The sequence below is a fragment of the Streptomyces sp. LX-29 genome (assembly GCF_029541745.1).
Taxonomy (GTDB): domain Bacteria; phylum Actinomycetota; class Actinomycetes; order Streptomycetales; family Streptomycetaceae; genus Streptomyces.
The window spans coordinates 300,416-316,898 of record NZ_CP089746.1 but is presented as its reverse complement, the minus strand read 5'-3'; the positions used below and the strand labels follow the sequence as shown (position 1 = coordinate 316,898).

15 protein-coding genes are annotated in these 16,483 nt (G+C 72.1%); 8 read left to right on the top strand and 7 right to left on the bottom strand.

Going from position 1 to position 16,483, the window contains the following annotated elements:
• Positions 1-69: 69 nt before the first annotated feature.
• The 3 genes from LRS74_RS01560 to LRS74_RS01550 all read left to right on the top strand — a co-directional run bounded on the left by LRS74_RS01560 (position 70) and on the right by LRS74_RS01550 (position 3,399).
• A complete protein-coding gene (locus LRS74_RS01560; protein WP_277739236.1) occupies positions 70-2,259 on the top strand; it encodes a bifunctional serine/threonine-protein kinase/transporter substrate-binding domain-containing protein in 2,190 nt (729 codons plus the stop codon).
• Positions 2,260-2,283: 24 nt separating this feature from the next.
• Positions 2,284-2,988, top strand: a complete 705-nt coding sequence (locus LRS74_RS01555; RefSeq protein WP_277739235.1) for a hypothetical protein — start codon at positions 2,284-2,286, stop codon at positions 2,986-2,988.
• 126 nt (positions 2,989-3,114) lie between these two features.
• Complete coding sequence (locus LRS74_RS01550) at positions 3,115-3,399, top strand: antibiotic biosynthesis monooxygenase (protein ID WP_277739234.1); 285 nt, start codon at positions 3,115-3,117, stop codon at positions 3,397-3,399.
• Positions 3,400-3,495: 96 nt separating this feature from the next.
• Here the strand turns inward: LRS74_RS01550 and LRS74_RS01545 are convergent, their stop codons facing one another.
• Complete coding sequence (locus tag LRS74_RS01545; RefSeq protein WP_277739233.1) at positions 3,496-4,110, bottom strand: hypothetical protein; 615 nt, start codon at positions 4,108-4,110, stop codon at positions 3,496-3,498.
• 219 nt (positions 4,111-4,329) lie between these two features.
• The gene (locus LRS74_RS01540) at positions 4,330-5,211 is read right to left on the bottom strand and encodes a hypothetical protein (RefSeq protein ID WP_277739232.1); all 882 of its coding nucleotides are present in this window, start codon (positions 5,209-5,211) and stop codon (positions 4,330-4,332) included.
• Between the two features lie 240 nt (positions 5,212-5,451).
• On the opposite strand from LRS74_RS01540, the gene LRS74_RS01535 reads away from it, so the two are divergent.
• The 3 genes from LRS74_RS01535 (at position 5,452) to LRS74_RS01525 (ending at position 8,345) form a co-directional block, all read left to right on the top strand.
• Positions 5,452-6,552: an alpha/beta hydrolase fold domain-containing protein gene (locus LRS74_RS01535; protein WP_277739231.1), complete on the top strand. Its 1,101-nt coding sequence runs from the start codon at positions 5,452-5,454 to the stop codon at positions 6,550-6,552.
• Positions 6,553-6,770: 218 nt separating this feature from the next.
• Positions 6,771-7,370: a dihydrofolate reductase family protein gene (locus LRS74_RS01530; RefSeq protein WP_277739230.1), complete on the top strand. Its 600-nt coding sequence runs from the start codon at positions 6,771-6,773 to the stop codon at positions 7,368-7,370.
• A 210-nt stretch (positions 7,371-7,580) separates the two neighbouring features.
• On the top strand, positions 7,581-8,345 hold the full coding sequence (locus LRS74_RS01525; RefSeq protein ID WP_277739229.1) for an alpha/beta hydrolase: 765 nt from the start codon (positions 7,581-7,583) through the stop codon (positions 8,343-8,345).
• 116 nt (positions 8,346-8,461) lie between these two features.
• Here the strand turns inward: LRS74_RS01525 and LRS74_RS01520 are convergent, their stop codons facing one another.
• The 3 genes from LRS74_RS01520 to LRS74_RS01510 all read right to left on the bottom strand — a co-directional run bounded on the left by LRS74_RS01520 (position 8,462) and on the right by LRS74_RS01510 (position 12,272).
• Positions 8,462-9,616, bottom strand: a complete 1,155-nt coding sequence (locus LRS74_RS01520; RefSeq protein WP_277739228.1) for an epoxide hydrolase family protein — start codon at positions 9,614-9,616, stop codon at positions 8,462-8,464.
• Positions 9,617-9,863: 247 nt separating this feature from the next.
• Positions 9,864-11,339: a translation initiation factor 2 gene (locus LRS74_RS01515; protein WP_277739227.1), complete on the bottom strand. Its 1,476-nt coding sequence runs from the start codon at positions 11,337-11,339 to the stop codon at positions 9,864-9,866.
• A 162-nt stretch (positions 11,340-11,501) separates the two neighbouring features.
• Complete coding sequence (locus LRS74_RS01510) at positions 11,502-12,272, bottom strand: hypothetical protein (protein ID WP_277739226.1); 771 nt, start codon at positions 12,270-12,272, stop codon at positions 11,502-11,504.
• A gap of 146 nt (positions 12,273-12,418) precedes the next feature.
• Between LRS74_RS01510 and LRS74_RS01505 the strand changes: the two genes are divergently transcribed.
• On the top strand, positions 12,419-13,234 hold the full coding sequence (locus tag LRS74_RS01505; RefSeq protein WP_277739225.1) for a hypothetical protein: 816 nt from the start codon (positions 12,419-12,421) through the stop codon (positions 13,232-13,234).
• A 189-nt stretch (positions 13,235-13,423) separates the two neighbouring features.
• Here LRS74_RS01505 and LRS74_RS01500 read toward each other — a convergent pair whose 3' ends face one another.
• Both LRS74_RS01500 and LRS74_RS01495 read right to left on the bottom strand, forming a co-directional pair.
• Positions 13,424-14,326 carry a serine hydrolase gene (locus LRS74_RS01500; RefSeq protein WP_277739224.1) on the bottom strand — a complete coding sequence of 301 codons (903 nt, stop codon included), beginning with the start codon at positions 14,324-14,326 and terminating at the stop codon, positions 13,424-13,426.
• Positions 14,323-15,225, bottom strand: coding sequence for a LysR family transcriptional regulator (locus tag LRS74_RS01495; RefSeq protein ID WP_277739223.1), 903 nt, complete (start codon positions 15,223-15,225; stop codon positions 14,323-14,325). Before LRS74_RS01495 ends, LRS74_RS01500 begins: the two co-directional genes overlap by 4 nt.
• Before the next feature lie 114 nt (positions 15,226-15,339).
• Here LRS74_RS01495 and bla point away from each other — a divergent pair, with 114 nt between their 5' ends.
• On the top strand, positions 15,340-16,281 hold the full coding sequence (gene bla / locus LRS74_RS01490) for a class A beta-lactamase (protein WP_277739222.1): 942 nt from the start codon (positions 15,340-15,342) through the stop codon (positions 16,279-16,281).
• The last annotated feature ends 202 nt before the right edge of the window (positions 16,282-16,483 follow it).

The window sequence follows — 16,483 nt, the reverse complement described above, 5'->3', positions numbered from 1 at the left end:
GCCGATCTCACCTGCGTCGGATCGCTCGGGCGCGTGCGGGATACTGCAGTACACGAACTGCTGGGATGCGTGGGGGTATTGGTGCGACCGCTGGCGAAGGGCGATCCACAACAGATCGGCCCGTTCCGGATCATCGGGCTGCTGGGCGGCGGCGGGATGGGGCGGGTCTTCCTCGGCCGTGCGGCGGACGGGCGGACGGTGGCGGTGAAGACCGCGCGCTCCGAGCTCGCGGACGACCGGGGCTTCCGCGCCCGTTTCGCCCGCGAGGTGGCCGCCGCCCAACGGGTGGGCGGCCCGTTCGTGGCGCCGGTGGTCGACGCCGCGCCGGACGACGACGTGCCCTGGATGGCGACGACCTTCGTGCCGGGCGTCGCGCTGTCCGACGCCGTGCACGACCACGGGCCGCTGTCCGAGCGCACGGTGCGACTGCTGACGGCCGGCCTGCTGGACGCCCTGGCAGGGGTGCACGCGCACGGCCTGGTGCACCGCGACCTCAAGCCGTCGAACATCCTGCTCACCGCCGAGGGCCCGCGCGTCATCGACTTCGGCATCGCGCACTCCGCCGCGGACACCGCGCTGACGATGACCGGTACCGCACTCGGCACCCCCGGCTTCATGGCCCCCGAACAACTCGTCATGACGGGCCCCCGGGTCACGGGCGCGGCGGACGTGTTCGCGCTCGGCGGGGTGATCGTGTTCGCGGCGACGGGCAGCGGCCCGTACGGGAACGCCGAATCGCAGGTCCTCATGTACCGCACCGTGCACGAGAAGCCGCGGCTCGACGACGTCCCGACCGACGGCCTGAGAGAGCTGGCGGCGGACTGTCTGGCGAAGGAGCCCCAGCAGCGACCCGCCCTGCCCGACCTCGTGGCGCGGGTGGGCGCACCGGGCCCCTACGGCGACTGGTTGCCGGAGCCCGTCGCCGCACAGCTGCGCCGGCTGTCCGAGCGGCTCGGCGATCCCCGGACCCCGGACCCGTCGGTGTCGCCGCCCCCGGCCGAGGGGCCCGCCGGCGCCCCCTTCGGCCCGCCGCCGAGCGGCGCGGCGGGGACGGGCGGCACGCCGTCCTCGCCGGCGTACGGCGCCACGCCGCCGCTGCCCCCGGGCCCTCCCACACCCTCCGCGCCTACTGCGCCCTCCGCGCCTACCACGCCCTCCGCGCCGGCCGCGTCGCCCCCGGGTCGGTTCGGTCCCGCTCCCGCCACCCCGCCCCTGGGACTGCACGACATCACCCCGGTGCGGCAGCCGTACGTCTCCGGCGAGCCCACGCCCCCCGGGCCGAGCCGGCGCCGTCTCCTCGCCGGGCTGTCCGCCGTCGGGGTCGTGGCCGGCGGCGGGGCGCTGGCCTGGGTGATGCGGTCGGAGGGCGGGGACGAGGGCGGTGCCGGGCGGCGTACGGGGGCCGATCCCGGCGGCTCCGGGAAGCCGTCCGGCGGCTCCGCACCCGGCAAGGCCCCCTCCGCCGTGGTGACCCCCTCCATCCAGCTGCCGCAGGAGATACGCCACAAGGGCATCATCACCGTCGGCTCGGACACCGCCTACGCGCCCATGGAGTTCGTCAGGGACGGCGAGGTCGTCGGTGTCGACGTCGATCTCGCCAACGCCCTCGGCGGGGTGCTGGGCGTGCGCTTCGTTTTCCAGGACGCCGTCTACGACACCCTGCTCGCCGGACTGCAGACAGGCCGCTTCGACCTGGTCATGTCGGCGATGACCGACAACAGGGCACGTCAGGAGGGCCTCGAGGAGGGCAAGAAGACCGGCAGCGGTGTCGACATGATCGACTACTTCAGCTCCGGATCCACGCTCGTCGTCCGCAAGGGCAACCCGCAGGGCATCGAGAAGCTCGACGACCTCTCCGGGAGAACGGTCGCCGTCCAGCGCGGCACGTTCGGCCATGCTCTCCTGGACGGGCTGAACAACAAGGTCCGCAAGAAGCTGAGGATCCGGGAGTTCGACGCGTCGGCGGAGATCTACAACGACGTCGCCAACGGCCGGTCCGCTGCCTGCGTCCACGACTTCCCGGTCGCGGCCCACACCGCCGCCACCCACTCGGGCGGCGACGCCCTCGAACTCACCGGCGAACAGATCGACGCCGCTTTCTACGGCATAGCGGTCGTCAAGACGGGCACGGTCCTGCGCGACGCCGTGCGGAAGGCCCTCGACAGCCTCATAGCGAGCGGCGAGTACGCGCGGATCCTCAAGAAGTGGCACGTCGAGGACGGCTCGGTGGAGCGAGCGGTGATCAATGGAGGCCGGTAGGAGATCGGGGGGTGTGGGTCACCGGTGTTGGCGAACATCCTGATCGGCCTGATCACCAGTGTGATCAGCGGAGTGTCCGTATGGCTGTGGCAGCGTGTGCGCCAGGCACGCGTATGGCGCAGGAGAGCGACGTTCTTCGGCGTCAGCCCGGGCGAGGAATGCCTGATCGTCCTGAGCCACCATCACAGCTCGCCCCGGGTCACCTCACACCAGGACGTCCATGCGCTGCTGGAAGCGGCGGCGCTCGCCGAACAGCTCAGAGCGCGCATCAGCTGCGAGACGGCGGACCAGGCTCGCGGCAGCACCAGCTCACGCACCGAGTTCTGCATCGGCGGACCGACCGCCAACGAGCGCTCGGCCGGCCACCTCTCGTCCCACCTGCCCGGCGTCACGTTCCGCCCCTTCAGCAGCGGGCCGGACTCCATCGCGCTCGTCGTCGGAGACCACGAGTACCGACTGGCCCGCGACGAGCGGGAGTACGCCCTGGTCGCCAAGTTCACCCCCCACGGAGCGACCCGTCCCGTCTTCCTCATCTGCGGCCAGATGGCCAACACCAACCGCGCGGCCGTCTACTTCCTGAAACGCGACCACCGTTCGCTGGCCGGGACCCTGCCCTCCCAAGACCGGTTCTGCCTGGTCATCCGGGTGACAGCGCCACGTGTCTACGGATACCGACTCGTCGAGCTCGAGCGGGACGTCACCGCGGAGGCGTTCAACGCGGGGACATAGTCGCCGCCTTGATCCCTCGATGTGCCTCTCCTCACGCCCGCACCGTCTACAGGGCATCGTGTGTCCGGGTCTAGCCTCGTTTGTACGTCATCCCCAGCCGTCGTACATGAGAGGGAGTTGGCCGGTATGGCATTCGGGTTCGTCGCCTTCCACTATCCGCGACCCGAGTACGTCGAGGAGTTCACCGACCGCGTGCACAAGGCCTGTGAGTTCGTGGGGTCCAGGCCGGGTGCCCTGTCGGCCGAATGCTGGGTCACGACCGACGGAGCGGTGGTGGTGACGACCGGGCGGTTCGAGACCGAGCAGGACCTGCGGGCGGCCTTCTCCGCCGCCCATGACGCGGGCGTGATCGTCGACGCTGACGAGCGCGAACACCGGCCCCGCGAGTTCTTCACCCTGCTGTCCCGGTAGCCGCGGCACGGCACGAGGATCCCGGTGGCCGCGGCTCGGTGCCCGGCTCCCGTGGCACCACCCCGGAACCCGGAACCCGTCCGCAGGCCCGTCCGCTCAGACCCGAGGAGGATTCCGGCTGGCCGCGGTCGTCTCCCTGCGTGCCCGAGCCCGGGCGAGCGACCACGCGCCCAGACCCACCAGCACGGCCGCCGCGACCCCGTACACCGGCAACCACCGCGTCGTCGTGGTCGTCAGACAGTCGGCGACGGCCTCGTGGCTGTGGACCCGCTGCGCGCGAGCCAGGGCGGCGGGGTCGCGGCCGGCCAGGTCCGCCAGCTCGGCCTCCGCCCGGATCTCCTCGTACGCGCCCAGCTCAGGACACCCTTCACGAGAGCCCGGCATCGGGAACAGCCACGCCCAGCGCTGCATCGCCGGGGCCAGCGCGATGGCCACGCACAGGCCGACGACCAACGAGTACGCGGCCAGATTCCGCATGTACGCGGATCCGAGGCCGGGCATCCACCTGGGCAGCCGGTAGAAGGAGAAGATCAGGGCGAGCAACGTCACCCCGATGTAGGTCGAGAACCACTCCCAGGAACCCTGCGCGAGTGCGGCCGCCAGCACGGCGGCGAGCGCGATGCCGATGACCCCCGGCTGACCGGGCGGCCCGTCATGGCCTGCGCCCTTGGCTGCCGATCGGCCGGCTTCGTGAGCGCTGGGGTCGTCCATGGTCTCTCCTGCATGAGGGGCGAGACCATCAGCATCCGAGCCCGTCGAGCCTCGGCATGGCGCCATGCCGGCCCGGCCCGGAGGTCTCCACCGGTTGGCGGGCCCTCCGGGCCCGGAGGGCCGCGCGGCTGCGCGCCGTGGAGGAGACGGCCCCGGCGGCCGCGCGAGTGCGGTCCGCCGGCACCTCGTCAGGGGGGTGTCCCTTCGGGCTGAGGCTCGTCAGATCGACAGGGCCCCGGGGAACGGCCCGTGGCCGATCCCCGGCACCGTCACCGCCAGCCAGCCGTGGCCTGTCATGGGGGTGTCCTCGTTGATGCGCTCCGGATCGACCGTCACCCGGTCGGCGACCTCGTTGGCATTCCACTCGCAGGAAGCGTTGGGCTCGTACATCCCGGGCTCCCAGAGCGGGTCGGCCGTCTGCGGCTCCTCCCACGGCAGGGGCTCGTGGGTCCACCGCGGTTCGTCGTATGTGCTGTGCGACCGAATCACCCGGCCCTCTTCGGCGATCGCCCAGGCGTGCGCGTCGTCGTAGCTGTCGCGCGCGTAGTAGTGGGCCTGCCCGCAGTGCTCGCTGACCCGTGCCAGCAGCCCGTTGTCGGCGCAGCCCCACACTGGTGGGCCGAACACCATCCGCCAGCCGGAGAACTCCGGGGTGACGAAGGCCCGGTACGCGGTCACCTCCTCGCCGTCCTGCCCTGCCAGTGTGACCTCGGCGTGCTCCACACCGGACATGCCCATCGCCATCGTCGCCGGAATGCGGTCGTGGAGATCCAGCGCGGTGAAGACTCCCTCGTAGGTCGCGGCCGGAACCGCCATCCATATGAACGGACAGTGCTCGTCAAGGGGTCGGTCGGCGAGCAGCTTGACACCCACCAGCCGTCTCAGCGCCGCCTGGTCGCGGACTGACAGCTCATCACCGGCGCCGAGCACGGCGAGCGCGTGAAGCGCGTGCCGACGCAGATGTCCCGGGCCCTCTCGTCGGATCGCCAGCAGCTCCGGAACGGCGGCGCGGCCGATCGCCGTCAACTCTCGCTCGGCCCGCCACACGCCCTGACGGTCGCCGAGCCTGGGCAGCAGCGTGGTGAGTATCTCCATGTCCATGACGTATGACTCTAGTCAGGGACGGTGGGAGCTCTGGACGTCGGCGCCGGGCCCGGGCGGCGGCCCGTGACCCGAGGGTGGCCCCCTCGTCGGCGCTCCGTTCCCGCGCGGCGGTGTGATTGGCTGTGCCGTATGGGTCCCGGTCTCCGGCGAGCGTTCCTCGGGTGGTGCGCGTGCGGCCGTGCTGCCGTTCCAGCGGGTTGCCGGTTGGCGTCCCGCCGTCCGACCGGGGGGTTGGTCATGAGTGTCCGCCGTGAGTCGTCCGAGTCGGGCGGTGTCCCGACACCGGGGGCGGTGCCCCCGTTCGACCCCGAACTGAAGCTCGCGTTGGCGGCTTTGGTGAAGGAGCCGAGGGAGCCGATCACCGCGGAGAACCTCGCGGCGCGGCAAGAGCGGGATGCCGCGACCCGGCCCCGGCCGACGGCCGAGGACCTGCGCGCCGACGGCCGTTTCGAGGTGGCGGAGATCCGTGTGCCGGGCCCGCCGGGCGAACCGGACGTCACCCTGGTGAGCGCGCGGCCGTCCGGGCTCGTCGGACCGCTGCCTCTGCTGTACTACATGCACGGGGGCGCGATGGTCATGGGCAACGCGTGGTCCGTGCTGCCGCGGATCCTTCGCGAGTGGGCCCTCCCGCTGGAACTGGCCGTCATCTCGGTCGAGTACCGGTTGGCGCCGGGGACGCGGTACCCCGGACCGCTGGAGGACTGCTACGCCGGACTGGTCTGGGCGGCAGGACACGCGGCCGAACTCGGCATCGACGCGGACCGCGTCATCATCGGAGGGAAGAGCGCCGGCGGCGGGCTCGCCGCGGCCCTGACCCTGCTGGCCCGCGACCGCGGCGGTCCCCGGCCGCTGGGGCAGCTGCTGCTGTGCCCGATGCTCGACGACCGCGGCCGCACCTTCTCCAGCCATCAGATGACGGGCACCGGAGTGTGGGACCTCACCTCCAGCGCGACGGTGTGGAAGGCGGTGCTGGGTGACCGCTACGGAGCCGCCGACCTGTCGCCCTACGCGGCCCCCGCCCGCGCAACGGACCTCTCCGGACTCCCCCCGGCCTATATCGAAGTCGGGTCGGCCGAGATGTTCCGGGACGAGGACGTGGCGTACGCGAACGCCATCTGGCAGGCCGGCGGCCAGGCCGAGTTGCATGTATGGCCCGGCGCCTACCACGGGTTCGACGGCCTGGCACCGCGGGCGGCCCTCAGCCGGGACGCACGCGACGCCCGTACCCGCTGGCTCCGGCGACTCCTCGCGCAATCCGGCACCGACAGCCGACCCGGCGTCGTCCCGGCCGCCGCACGCGTCGCCGAGCCCGATCCCGCCGCCGACCGCCGTGGGTGAACCCGAGGCGCCTATCCGCCCACCGGTTCCATGGCAGGTGGTGCGGCGGCCCGCACGCGCGGGCGTCCGCGCCGCGCCGGCACGGGATGCCCCCGTGCGCGCCTCCCCGCCGCGAGGGAAAGGTGCGATGATCATGTAGCGGTCCGTGGCCACCGGCTCGGCACCCGATGCGGCCGCATCGGACCGCTCCCTCACACTCGATCGACGAAGGGCCCTCCGTGCGCAAGCTCGTCTACTACATCGCCACCACCCTCGACGGTTTCATCGCGGGGCCGGACGGCGCCGACCCCACCGGTCCGAACGGCTTCTGGCCGATCTCCGAGGACTACATCCAGCACCTCGTGGCGGAGTACCCGGAGACCCTGCCCGCCCCGGCCCGCGCGGCGCTGAACGTCACGGCGGAGGGGACCCGCTTCGACACCGTCCTCGAAGGACGGCGCACCTACGAGATCGGCCTCAAGGCCGGCATGACCGACGCCTACCCCCACCTGCGCCACCTGGTCTTCTCCCGGACGCTCACCGAGAGCCCGGACCCGGCCGTCGAACTGGTCGCCGGTGATCCGGTGGCGAAGGTGCGGGAGCTGAAGCAGCAGGAGGGCAAGGACATCTGGCTGATCGGCGGCGGTGAGCTGGCGAGTGCCCTGTACACCGAGATCGACCAGCTGATCCTCAAGGTGGGGGCGCTGACCATCGGCTCCGGCATACCGCTCTTCTCCCACAAGGCCGCTTTCGACCCGTGCCGCTGGGAACTCACGGACCACACCGTGCTGAAGAGCGGAGCCGCCTTCCTCACCTACGCGCGCGCCAACGAGTCCTGAACCTCCCGTCGGTGAGCCGTGTGGCCAGGCGGCTCACCGACACCACACGACCAGTGGGCTCCGTACTGTGCGCGGGGCGGATCCGAGTGGCTCGTCCGACGGCCGCGGGCATGCTCGACCAGGGCCCAACCAGTCCAGGGCCGGGGCCGCGTCGAGCGGCACCGATATTCCGATGACCTCGGGGCATGGTGTCCGCTACCGTCCGCCGGGATGACTCTTTCTCACGACGTATCAGGGGACGGTCCCACCCTCGTGCTGCTGCATTCGTCGGTGTGTGACCGGCGCATGTGGGACCCACAGTGGCGGGTGTTGGTCGACGCCGGCTACCGGGTGGTCCGGTGCGACTTCCGGGGTTTCGGTGACTCACCGGTGGCGGACCACCCGTACAGCGACGCCGAGGACGTCGCCGACCTGTTGGACCACCTGGGCATCGAGCGAGCCGCGCTGGTCGGGGCCTCGTACGGGGGGAGAGTCGCCCTGGAGGTGGCGGCCACCCGCCCGGACGCGGTCACCGCCCTGATGCTGCTCTGCTCCGGGGCGCCCGGACATGTGCCCGGCGCCGCGCTGCGGTCCTTCGACGAGCAGGAGGAGGCGCTGTTCGAAGCCGGCGATCTCACGGGGGCCGTCGAGCTGAACGTGGAGACGTGGCTCGGCCCGGAGGCCGATGGCGAGGTCCGCGAGCGGGTTCGCGGGATGCAGCGGCACGCCTTCGAGGTGCAGTCGGCGGCGGAGGAGGAGTTCGACCCGGCAGAGACGCGGGTCGACCTGTCGCGGATCAAGGCACCCTGCTTGGCCGTTTCCGGCGCGCACGACCTGGCGGACTTCCGCGAGATCGCGGCCCGCCTGCCGGAGCGGATCTCCGGCGCCCGCCACCTGGAACTGTCCTGGGCCGGCCACCTGCCGAGCCTGGAGCGGCCCGGCGCGGTCGCCGACCTGATGACGCGGTTTCTCGGCGAGGCGGCCCTCGGCGGCTGAAGGCGCTACGCGTACGGCAAACCCGTGCGTGACGGGCGGCGGACGCCGTCCAGCCCCGTTCCTTGGACGTGCGATGACCGCGCCCGCCGTGTCACCGCACGTCCTCGGTCACGGGATCAACCACGCCGCCGCAGCGGGCGGAAGAAGGTCCGCAGCTCGTCGGCGACCTGCTCGGGCTCCTCGTGCGCCATGAAGTGCCCGCCGCGCCCCGGCGTACTCCAGTGGCGCAGGTCGCCGCAGAGCCGTTCCATCAGGCTGCGCGGCAGATCGGCGAAGGCCGGTTCGTTGCTCAGCGTGACCGCGGCGGGCACGGAGATGCCCGGCACCGGCTCGTTCAGGTGGTAGTCGTAGTACTGCCGGAAGGAGGAGCCGATGCTCCCGGTGGCCCAGTACAGCGTCGCCACCGTGAGGATGGCGTCCTTGCTCCAGCGCCGTTCCAGGTCGCCGTCGCAGTCGCTCCAGTCGCGGTACTTGTCGACGATCCAGGCGACGAGTCCGGCGGGGGAGTCCCTCAGCGCCGCGGCGATGGTGTCCGGCCGGGTGCACATGATCTCGCTGTAACCGCCGTCGTCGACGTCGTAGGCGGTCAGCGCATCGAGGAACGTCCGCTCCTCGGCGGTCGCCGGTTGCTCGGTGAAATCGGCGTTGACCACCGCGGAGGTGATGTGGACACCGGCCACCTCGCCCGGGTACAGGGCCCCGAGCCACTGCGTCACCCCGCCCCCGATGTCCCCGCCGAAGGCGCCGAAGCGCTGGTAACCGAGCGTCCGCGTCATCAGCTCGTGCCAGATGCCGGCGACCCCGCGACGAGTGAACGGACCCCTGGGGAGTGCCGAGTAGAGGAAGCCCGGAAGGGAGGGGACCACCACGTCGAAGGCGTCCAGCGGGTCACCTCCGTACGCGGCCGGATCAGCGAGCCGCTCGGCGGCGGAGAGCATCTCCACGAAGCTGCTCGGCCAGCCGTGGGTCATCACCAGCGGCAGCGGTGCCGATGCGCCGTCGGGGCGCTCGCCCCGCAGATGGACGAAGTGCACCGGGCGCCCGGCGACCTCGGCGATGAAGTGCGGATATGTGTTGAGGGCCGCTTCGGCCCGGCGCCAGTCGAAGCCGTCCGCCCAGTAGGCGATCAGCTCACGCAGATAGCCCGGGTCGGTTCCGGCCGCCCAGTAGGCGTCATCGGACGCCGCCGTGAAGAGGGTGCGCTCCAGGCGGGTGCGCAGGTCGTTCAGGATGTCATCGGACACGGAGATCCGGAAAGGGGTGACGGTCATGCTTCCTTCGTTCAGGAGTGCCGGGTGAGGGGCGCTCCTGCGACGCGGTCAGACCGACGCGGCGGACAGGAGGGCCCGGGCAGGGTGGTGGGTCGCGGTCCTGGTCAACGGGCTCACCTCCTCGCGCGGTCATGTCGACGTCGTCACATCCGTGGCCGTCGGGGAGACGCTACCTCCCGGGTGGCGTACGGATCAAGGAATATCCGGCCGGCGAACACCCGACGCCGACCGGGGCGTTACGCGAGCCTCAGCGCTTCTTGCTGGGTACCGCCGTCGAGGTGAGCAGACCGCGCATCACGGTCACGGACAGAGCCGGGTTGGCGGCGGCGTGTTCACCCAGCTCTTCGTCGTCGAGGAGGGCGAGCAGCCGCCCGGCCGGCAGCCGGGGATGGCGGGCCGCCCCCGCGCGGATCGCCGGGTCGGGGTCGCGGGTGAGCCGGTCGGCGGTGCCGGGGGCGAGACCGGGGTCGAGCACGGCCAGGCGCCGCTCGTCGGGTGCGTCCGCGTCCGCGAAGCGTGCGCCCAGGCCCGCGACGGGGAAGCACAGGTGCTCGGTGAGCAGATCACGGGCGGGACGCCGGTGCTCCAGATAGCTGCGCAGCAACAGCTCCGGCGGCGGCGACGGGTGGTTGTGGGCGAGCAGCACCCGGACGCCCAGGTCGTCGTCCCGCGCGAGCCGTACGACGAGCTCGGCGGGCAGCGCGGGGTCCCGAGCGGCCCGGCGTCGGAGCAGCGGGTGACGCGAGCGGGCGTACCCGGCGGACACGGCAGGATCGGGGGCCGCGACGACATGGTGTTCGATCGGCCCGAACTCCTCATCGGTGGTCGCCGTGTAGTCGATCGCCGCCCGCTCGTCCTCGGTCAGTTCAGGCCGTAGGGAGATCGCGGTGCGCACGCGCGGGTCGAGGTCGCGCGCGAGGGTCTCCACAAGCGCGGGGGCGAGGTCGGCGCGGTGGGCCAGCTCCAGCCTGACCTTCGGATCGGGGTGTGCGAGCAGTCCGGCGACGACGTCCGGCGGAGTGCTGTGGTTGTGAGCGAGGACCCAGGAGTTGTCGGGGTGGGGGTCGCGCAGCAGCCAGTCGACGACGTTCCTGGAGAGCCGGTAGTTGACGAGGATCAGCCCGGTCCCGTGGTTGCGTGGCGCGGGCAGCGGCCCGAGCTGGCGCTCCATCGCCTCCGCGTCGTCGGTCTCCAGCATGCTCTCCGCGCTCGCCCGCACCCGCGGGTGCGGATCCTTGAGCAACGCCACCCGTTCGTCCTCCGACAGCAGGGTCCACATGCCGGTGGCCATCTGCCGGATCGAGGCCAAGGGGTGGGTGCCGTACGAGCGTCGCAGACGAAAGGGGATCTGCCGGGACACCAGCAACTCGCTCAGGAAGTCGTGGTCGTATGTCGTGAGCATCCGGTCGATCACCCAGTCGGGCAGCGGGCGGACGGGCCGCGTCCTGTCCGGCCTGCCGACGAGGCGGGCCCGGACGAGCCATTCCTGATCGTCCACGAGCAGCCCGCGCACCTCGGGATCCACGAACGGGTTGCGGGCCAGGGCGCCGCGGACCCGCGGGTGGGGGTGGGTGACGATCGCGGCCGTCACCTCCTCGGGGAAGGAGGCACGCCGGGAGGCCAGGACGTACCAGGCGCTCTCGTACTCCTCCCGCAGCAGCCGCAGCAACAGGTCAGCAGGGGCGGCGGGGTTGACGGCGAGGCCGTCGAGCAGCGCGCCCATGCCACGCCCCTCCCCGGCCGCGTCCGCTGACCGCCCGGCCATCCCGCTCGCCCTGTTCGCGTCCTCACGGTACTCGGAGAACGGTGCGGGTGCGGCGACGGCCTCCCACGCCGACGTCCCAAGCCGACGTCTCACGTCGACGTCTCACGCCGACGTCCCATGTCACCGCAGTCTCGGGACGACTGTGCCGAGGAGAGTGGGGGTGGCGTCGGTGAGGCCGGTCCAGTGCCGGAGCACCTCCTGATGAGAACCGGTCGCGGTGGCCGCGGCCACCGCCGCGGCGGTGGCCGGGGTGCGCACGTTCCCAGAGCGGGTGAGGAGCGCCAGCGGCCACGCAGGGCCGTCGGAGATCTCCTCGCCGTCGAAGGCGTACCAGTCCCAGGGGCCGTCGAAGCGACAGGCCCGGCCCGCGGCATCGGCGACCTCGTCCTCCGGCTGGAGGAACGCGTACGGTCGGAAGAGCAGGTCGAAGGTGAACGGCGTCCCGTCACCCGGATGTATCTCGTAGCCCGTGCCGTTGAGATGGCTGTCGTCGGGCAGTTCGCGGTAGGACAGGCCCCGGCGAAGCAGCGCGACGGACAGGTGTGGACGAGGTAGCCAGCCCGTCTCCAGCGGGGGGTCGAAGTGATCGACGGCGGTCACATGCACCACGGTCGGTGGCACACCCACGCGGCACACGTCACCCGACTTCAGGTGCTCCGGCGCCGGGTCGGTGCGGAACAGTTCCATTTCGTTCCAGACACAGGTGATCGCGTCGATTCCCAGTCCCACGATCCCGTTCCAGTGGTAGAACTCACTGGCGGGATCCGGTCGCCACCATGGCCAGGCCAACGACAGGTGATCCCCATGCAAGCCCCGGTCCACCCGGGTCGGTGTGAACGGGCAGGCGATCGACAGCACGTCACCCACCCGGAAACTCAGGTCATCCGTCATGACGCCAGGTTAGGGCCGGCCGGCCGGGTGTCGACGTGGCGGCCGCGGCCCTGCCCCAGCTCCCCGACGACGGACGGCCTCCGTCGATGGCCAGGAGGGGAGGCCCCCGGTAAGCGGAAGGAGGGGCACCGCTTAAGGTCTTGGTCATGTCTTGGTCAGAAAACCTGCAGCAGAAGAAGGCTCTCTTCGCGGCCGCCGCGCTCGGCATGACCCTCACCCTGGCCGGGTGCAACGACGACACCGGCGGCCCGGCGGACGACGCCGCGACGTCCCAGCAGCCGTCGGCCGCGTCGTCGGCTCCTTCCCAGGCTCCGTCCGAGGGCGGGACGAAGCCCTCCGCCCCTGCGGGCGCCACCGGTGACCAGCCCCTGGTCCCCGGCTGGCAGACGCAGACCCGGGCCGAGCACCACTTCCGCTACGACGTCCCCGCCACGTCCGAGCAGTGGAAGGTCCTCGACGAGGCCACTTCCCTCTCGTACATCGACAAGGCCGGCGAGCCGATCGTCGTCATGACCGGCGCCGCCAACTACCGGGAAGGCGGCTGCGCGTCGTCCCCCAACCCCAAGGCGCTCGGTGAGGCGGGCAAGGGCCAGCTGGCCACCGTCGGCACCACCGGCGGCGGCAAGGACGGCACCCTCCAGGAGAACGCCCGCAACTGGGCCGGCAACTGGGGCTTCGCCGCGTACGGCGGTGCGGAACACAAGCCGAAGATGGAGGTCGGCCAGGCCCGACCGTGGAAGCGGAACGGCATCGACGGCTACACCGCGACCGCCAAGGTCACCGTGACCAACCGGCCCAGCCCGTGCGTGCCGCCGACCGCCATCGTGCACAGCATCGCGCAGGAGCTCCCCGACGGCACCCGGCACGGCTGGGTGATCTACGCGGACCAGGGCGTGCCGAACGCGCTGACCTCCGCCGAGATCGAGAAGATCATGAACACCGTCCGCCCGACGGACGGCTGACGAGGAGCCGTACGATCCCGGCGACGAGGCCGCTCCACCGTACGGCACCATGGCGTACGGCGGAGCGGCCGCACCGTTCGGGGCACGCTGTGGAGTCCGCACGGTGCCGGCTCATCGAGTCGGCGGGCGGCGCCCCCGGCGGCGCAGACCCGCCTCCCGGCCGCGGGAGCCGAGCCCGGCTCCCGGTGGCTACAGCTGCCGCAGGTGGTCGCGCAGGCTGCGGGCGGCCTGCGCCATGAGGGCGTCGGCGCCGGGCTGGACGCTGGCCGGAACGAGTGACTCGGTCAGGACGGCGATGGCGAAGGTCTGGCCGTCGGAGTGCTCGACGACGCCGATCTCGTGGCGCAGGTTCAGGAGGGTGCCGGTCTTGGAGGACCAGGTCGTGGCGTCGGAGCTGAAGTCCGGGGCGAGCCGGTGCCGAAGGACGTTGTGGGCCATGAGACCACGTACCTGTTCGGCCACGTCGGGGTGGATCGCCGACGGAGTCCACAGGGCCTGAAGGAGGTCGACCCAGGCCCGTGCGCTGCCGGTGTTGGCACGGGTGGTGTCGAGTTGGGGCACCCGGTGCCCGCGGCCGCCCGTGCCGGCCTCGATGGCGAGGGCGTGGGCGAGATGGGCCTGAGCGGCGTCGAAGCGTTCCACGGGAGTGTCGGACAGCTCGTGCGTGCGGTGCCGGACGGTGATGCCGCGGAGGTCGAGCCCATGCAGGATGTCGGTGACGTGGGCGGGCGGGGTGATCTCGAACAGTGCGTCGGCGGCCGCACCGTCGCTCAGGCAGGTGCTCAGGTACAGCAGGTCGTCGATCGCGATCCGGGCGGGATGGCGGAACCGGCTCAGCCCGGTCGGGCCGGGCGTGGTGATCCGCCCCGGTTGCACCTCGACCGGGGTCGCTCCGTCCACCTCGCCCCGTCGGATGCGCTCCGCCGTCGCCAGCGCGAGCGGGACCTTCACCAGGGACGCGGAAGGCAGCTGGGTGTCCGGCTCGATCCCCAGCTCTTCCCCCGTGTGCAGATCCCGTACGAGCAGGCAGCCGTGCAGGCCGCCGTCGTGGAGCCGCGCGCGCAGATCGCGAAGGAGTGCCTCGGTGTTCATGCCGCCGTCCCTCCCGTGGCGCCCGGACGGGTGTCCGCGCCGAGGCAGCGGGCTATGGCGTCGCCCAGCCGCGCCTCGATGTGCTGGGGATTGCCGTCCGCTGCGGCGGCCAGGGCGTACCCCCGGCTGAGCGTGGTCTCACCGACGGGCCGCCAGTGCAGGGCGAGTTCCACGGCCTGCGCGGGGGAGCACAGCAACAGGTCGCCCGTACCGAGGACCTCGGCTGCGGCGGTCGTCAGATCAGCCGCGGCGACGAGCTGGGCCGGCCGCAGGCCCACCGCGTCGCGCAGCCGCGTCAGCGGGTCGCGGATGTGCGGCACATCGTCTTCCGGTTGGATCCAGACACGGCGGGCCGGGCCGGAGTCGGCGCGGCCCAGCCGCAGCGTCTCGAGGTAGACCCGTCGTACGCCGGGGTCCCGGGCGGTAGCGAGGCCGAGCGGCACGGACCAGGTGGCCTCGTCCGGGGGCACGGCGATCAGGGCGGCGCGCACCTGCTGCGCGTGCAGCAGCTCGGCGCGTGGGGACGGCGCCGCCACGCGGACGTCGAGGGTGACGCCGTGGCCGCGCGCCTCGGCGACGAGGCGGGCGAGGCCGGCCGTCGGGCAGACACCGGGCACCGCGAGGCGCCACGGCTTGCGCTTGGCGGCGTCCGCCTCGTGCAGCAGCACATCGGCCGCCTGGACGAGCTGCCGGGCCGCGGGCAGCATGTCGCGGCCGAACGGGGTGAGCACGGCCCGCCGTGATGTGCGCTCGAACAGCGGCTCGCCGAAGCGCTCTTCCAACGCGGCGACGCGGCGGCTGGCCACCGACTGGGACATCCGAGCGGCGGCGGCCCCGACGGTGAAACTGCCGTGCTGGTTGACACTCACGAACGCGCGGCACGCCCCGACGAGATCCATGATCCACACACTATGCCACTTCGGCATGGAAACGCGTCTGAGCGCATTGGACCGCATAGCCGGGCGAGGGCGAGGGTGGTCCCGATGGCCCCCATGACCAGGAGGTTCGGACCCATGCAGCACACCCGCGCCCGGCGGACCGTTCTCGCCGCGCTCACCGCGCTCGTCCTCGTCGCCCCGCTGGCGGCCTGCGGCCGGGACGACGAGTCCCCCGGCTCGGCACCCGCCGCGTCCTCGTCCCACGCGAAGGCCCGGCCGAGCGGGGACGAGCGACCGTACGCCGACGAACTCAAAGCGCTGGAGCGGAAGTACCACGCGCGCCTCGGGGTGTACGCCGTCGACACCGGCACCGGGCGCGAGGTGGCGTTCCGCGACGGCGAACGGTTCGCCTACAACTCCACGTTCAAGGCGTTCGTCGCCGGCGCCGTACTGCGGAAGTTCTCCCGAAGCGAGAGGGAACGGGTCATCAGGTACTCCAAGGACGCACTGGTCCCCAACTCCCCGATCAGCGAGAAGCACGTGGCGACCGGCATGACCCTGACCGCGCTCTGCGACGCCGCCGTCCGCTACAGCGACAACACCGCGGCCAACCTGCTGCTCGAAGAGCTCGGAGGCCCGAAGGCGCTCGACGCCACGCTCGCCGAGCTCGGCGACGACGTCACCGAGATGGTGCGTGATGAACCTGAGCTGAGCAGCTGGGTCCCGGGCGAGAAGCGGGACACGTCCACGCCGCGCGCGTTCACCGAGAACCTGCGCGCCTTCACCCTCGGAGACGTACTCCCCAAGGCCGAACGCGCGCAGCTCATCGCCTGGCTGCGGACGAACACCACCGGAGACGAGACCATCCGGGCCGGGATGCCCAAGGGGTGGGTCGTCGGCGACAAGACCGGGACCGGCACCTACCACGGGGCCCGCAACGACATGGCCGTGGTGTGGCGCCCGGGTGCCGCGCCCCTCGTGATGACGGTCTTCTCGTACCGCGACGCCAAGGAGGCCACCCCGGACAACAAGCTGATCGCGGAAGCGGCAGCCGTGGTCGCCGACCGGCTGTCGTAGCCACGAAGCTCAGCGGGTCCCGGTTCCCCTCGTGGCCGCCCGCGGCCGGGAAGACCGGCACCGAGGGCCGCTCGTCGTCCCGGCGGGCGGCCACCGGCGGGCGGCCACCGCCGGGCCGGATCACCCCTGGCGCCGGGGGCGCACGAGGTCGGTCCTCGGACCGACCCGAGCGCGGACGCGCCGTGTGGATCCAGCCACCGCT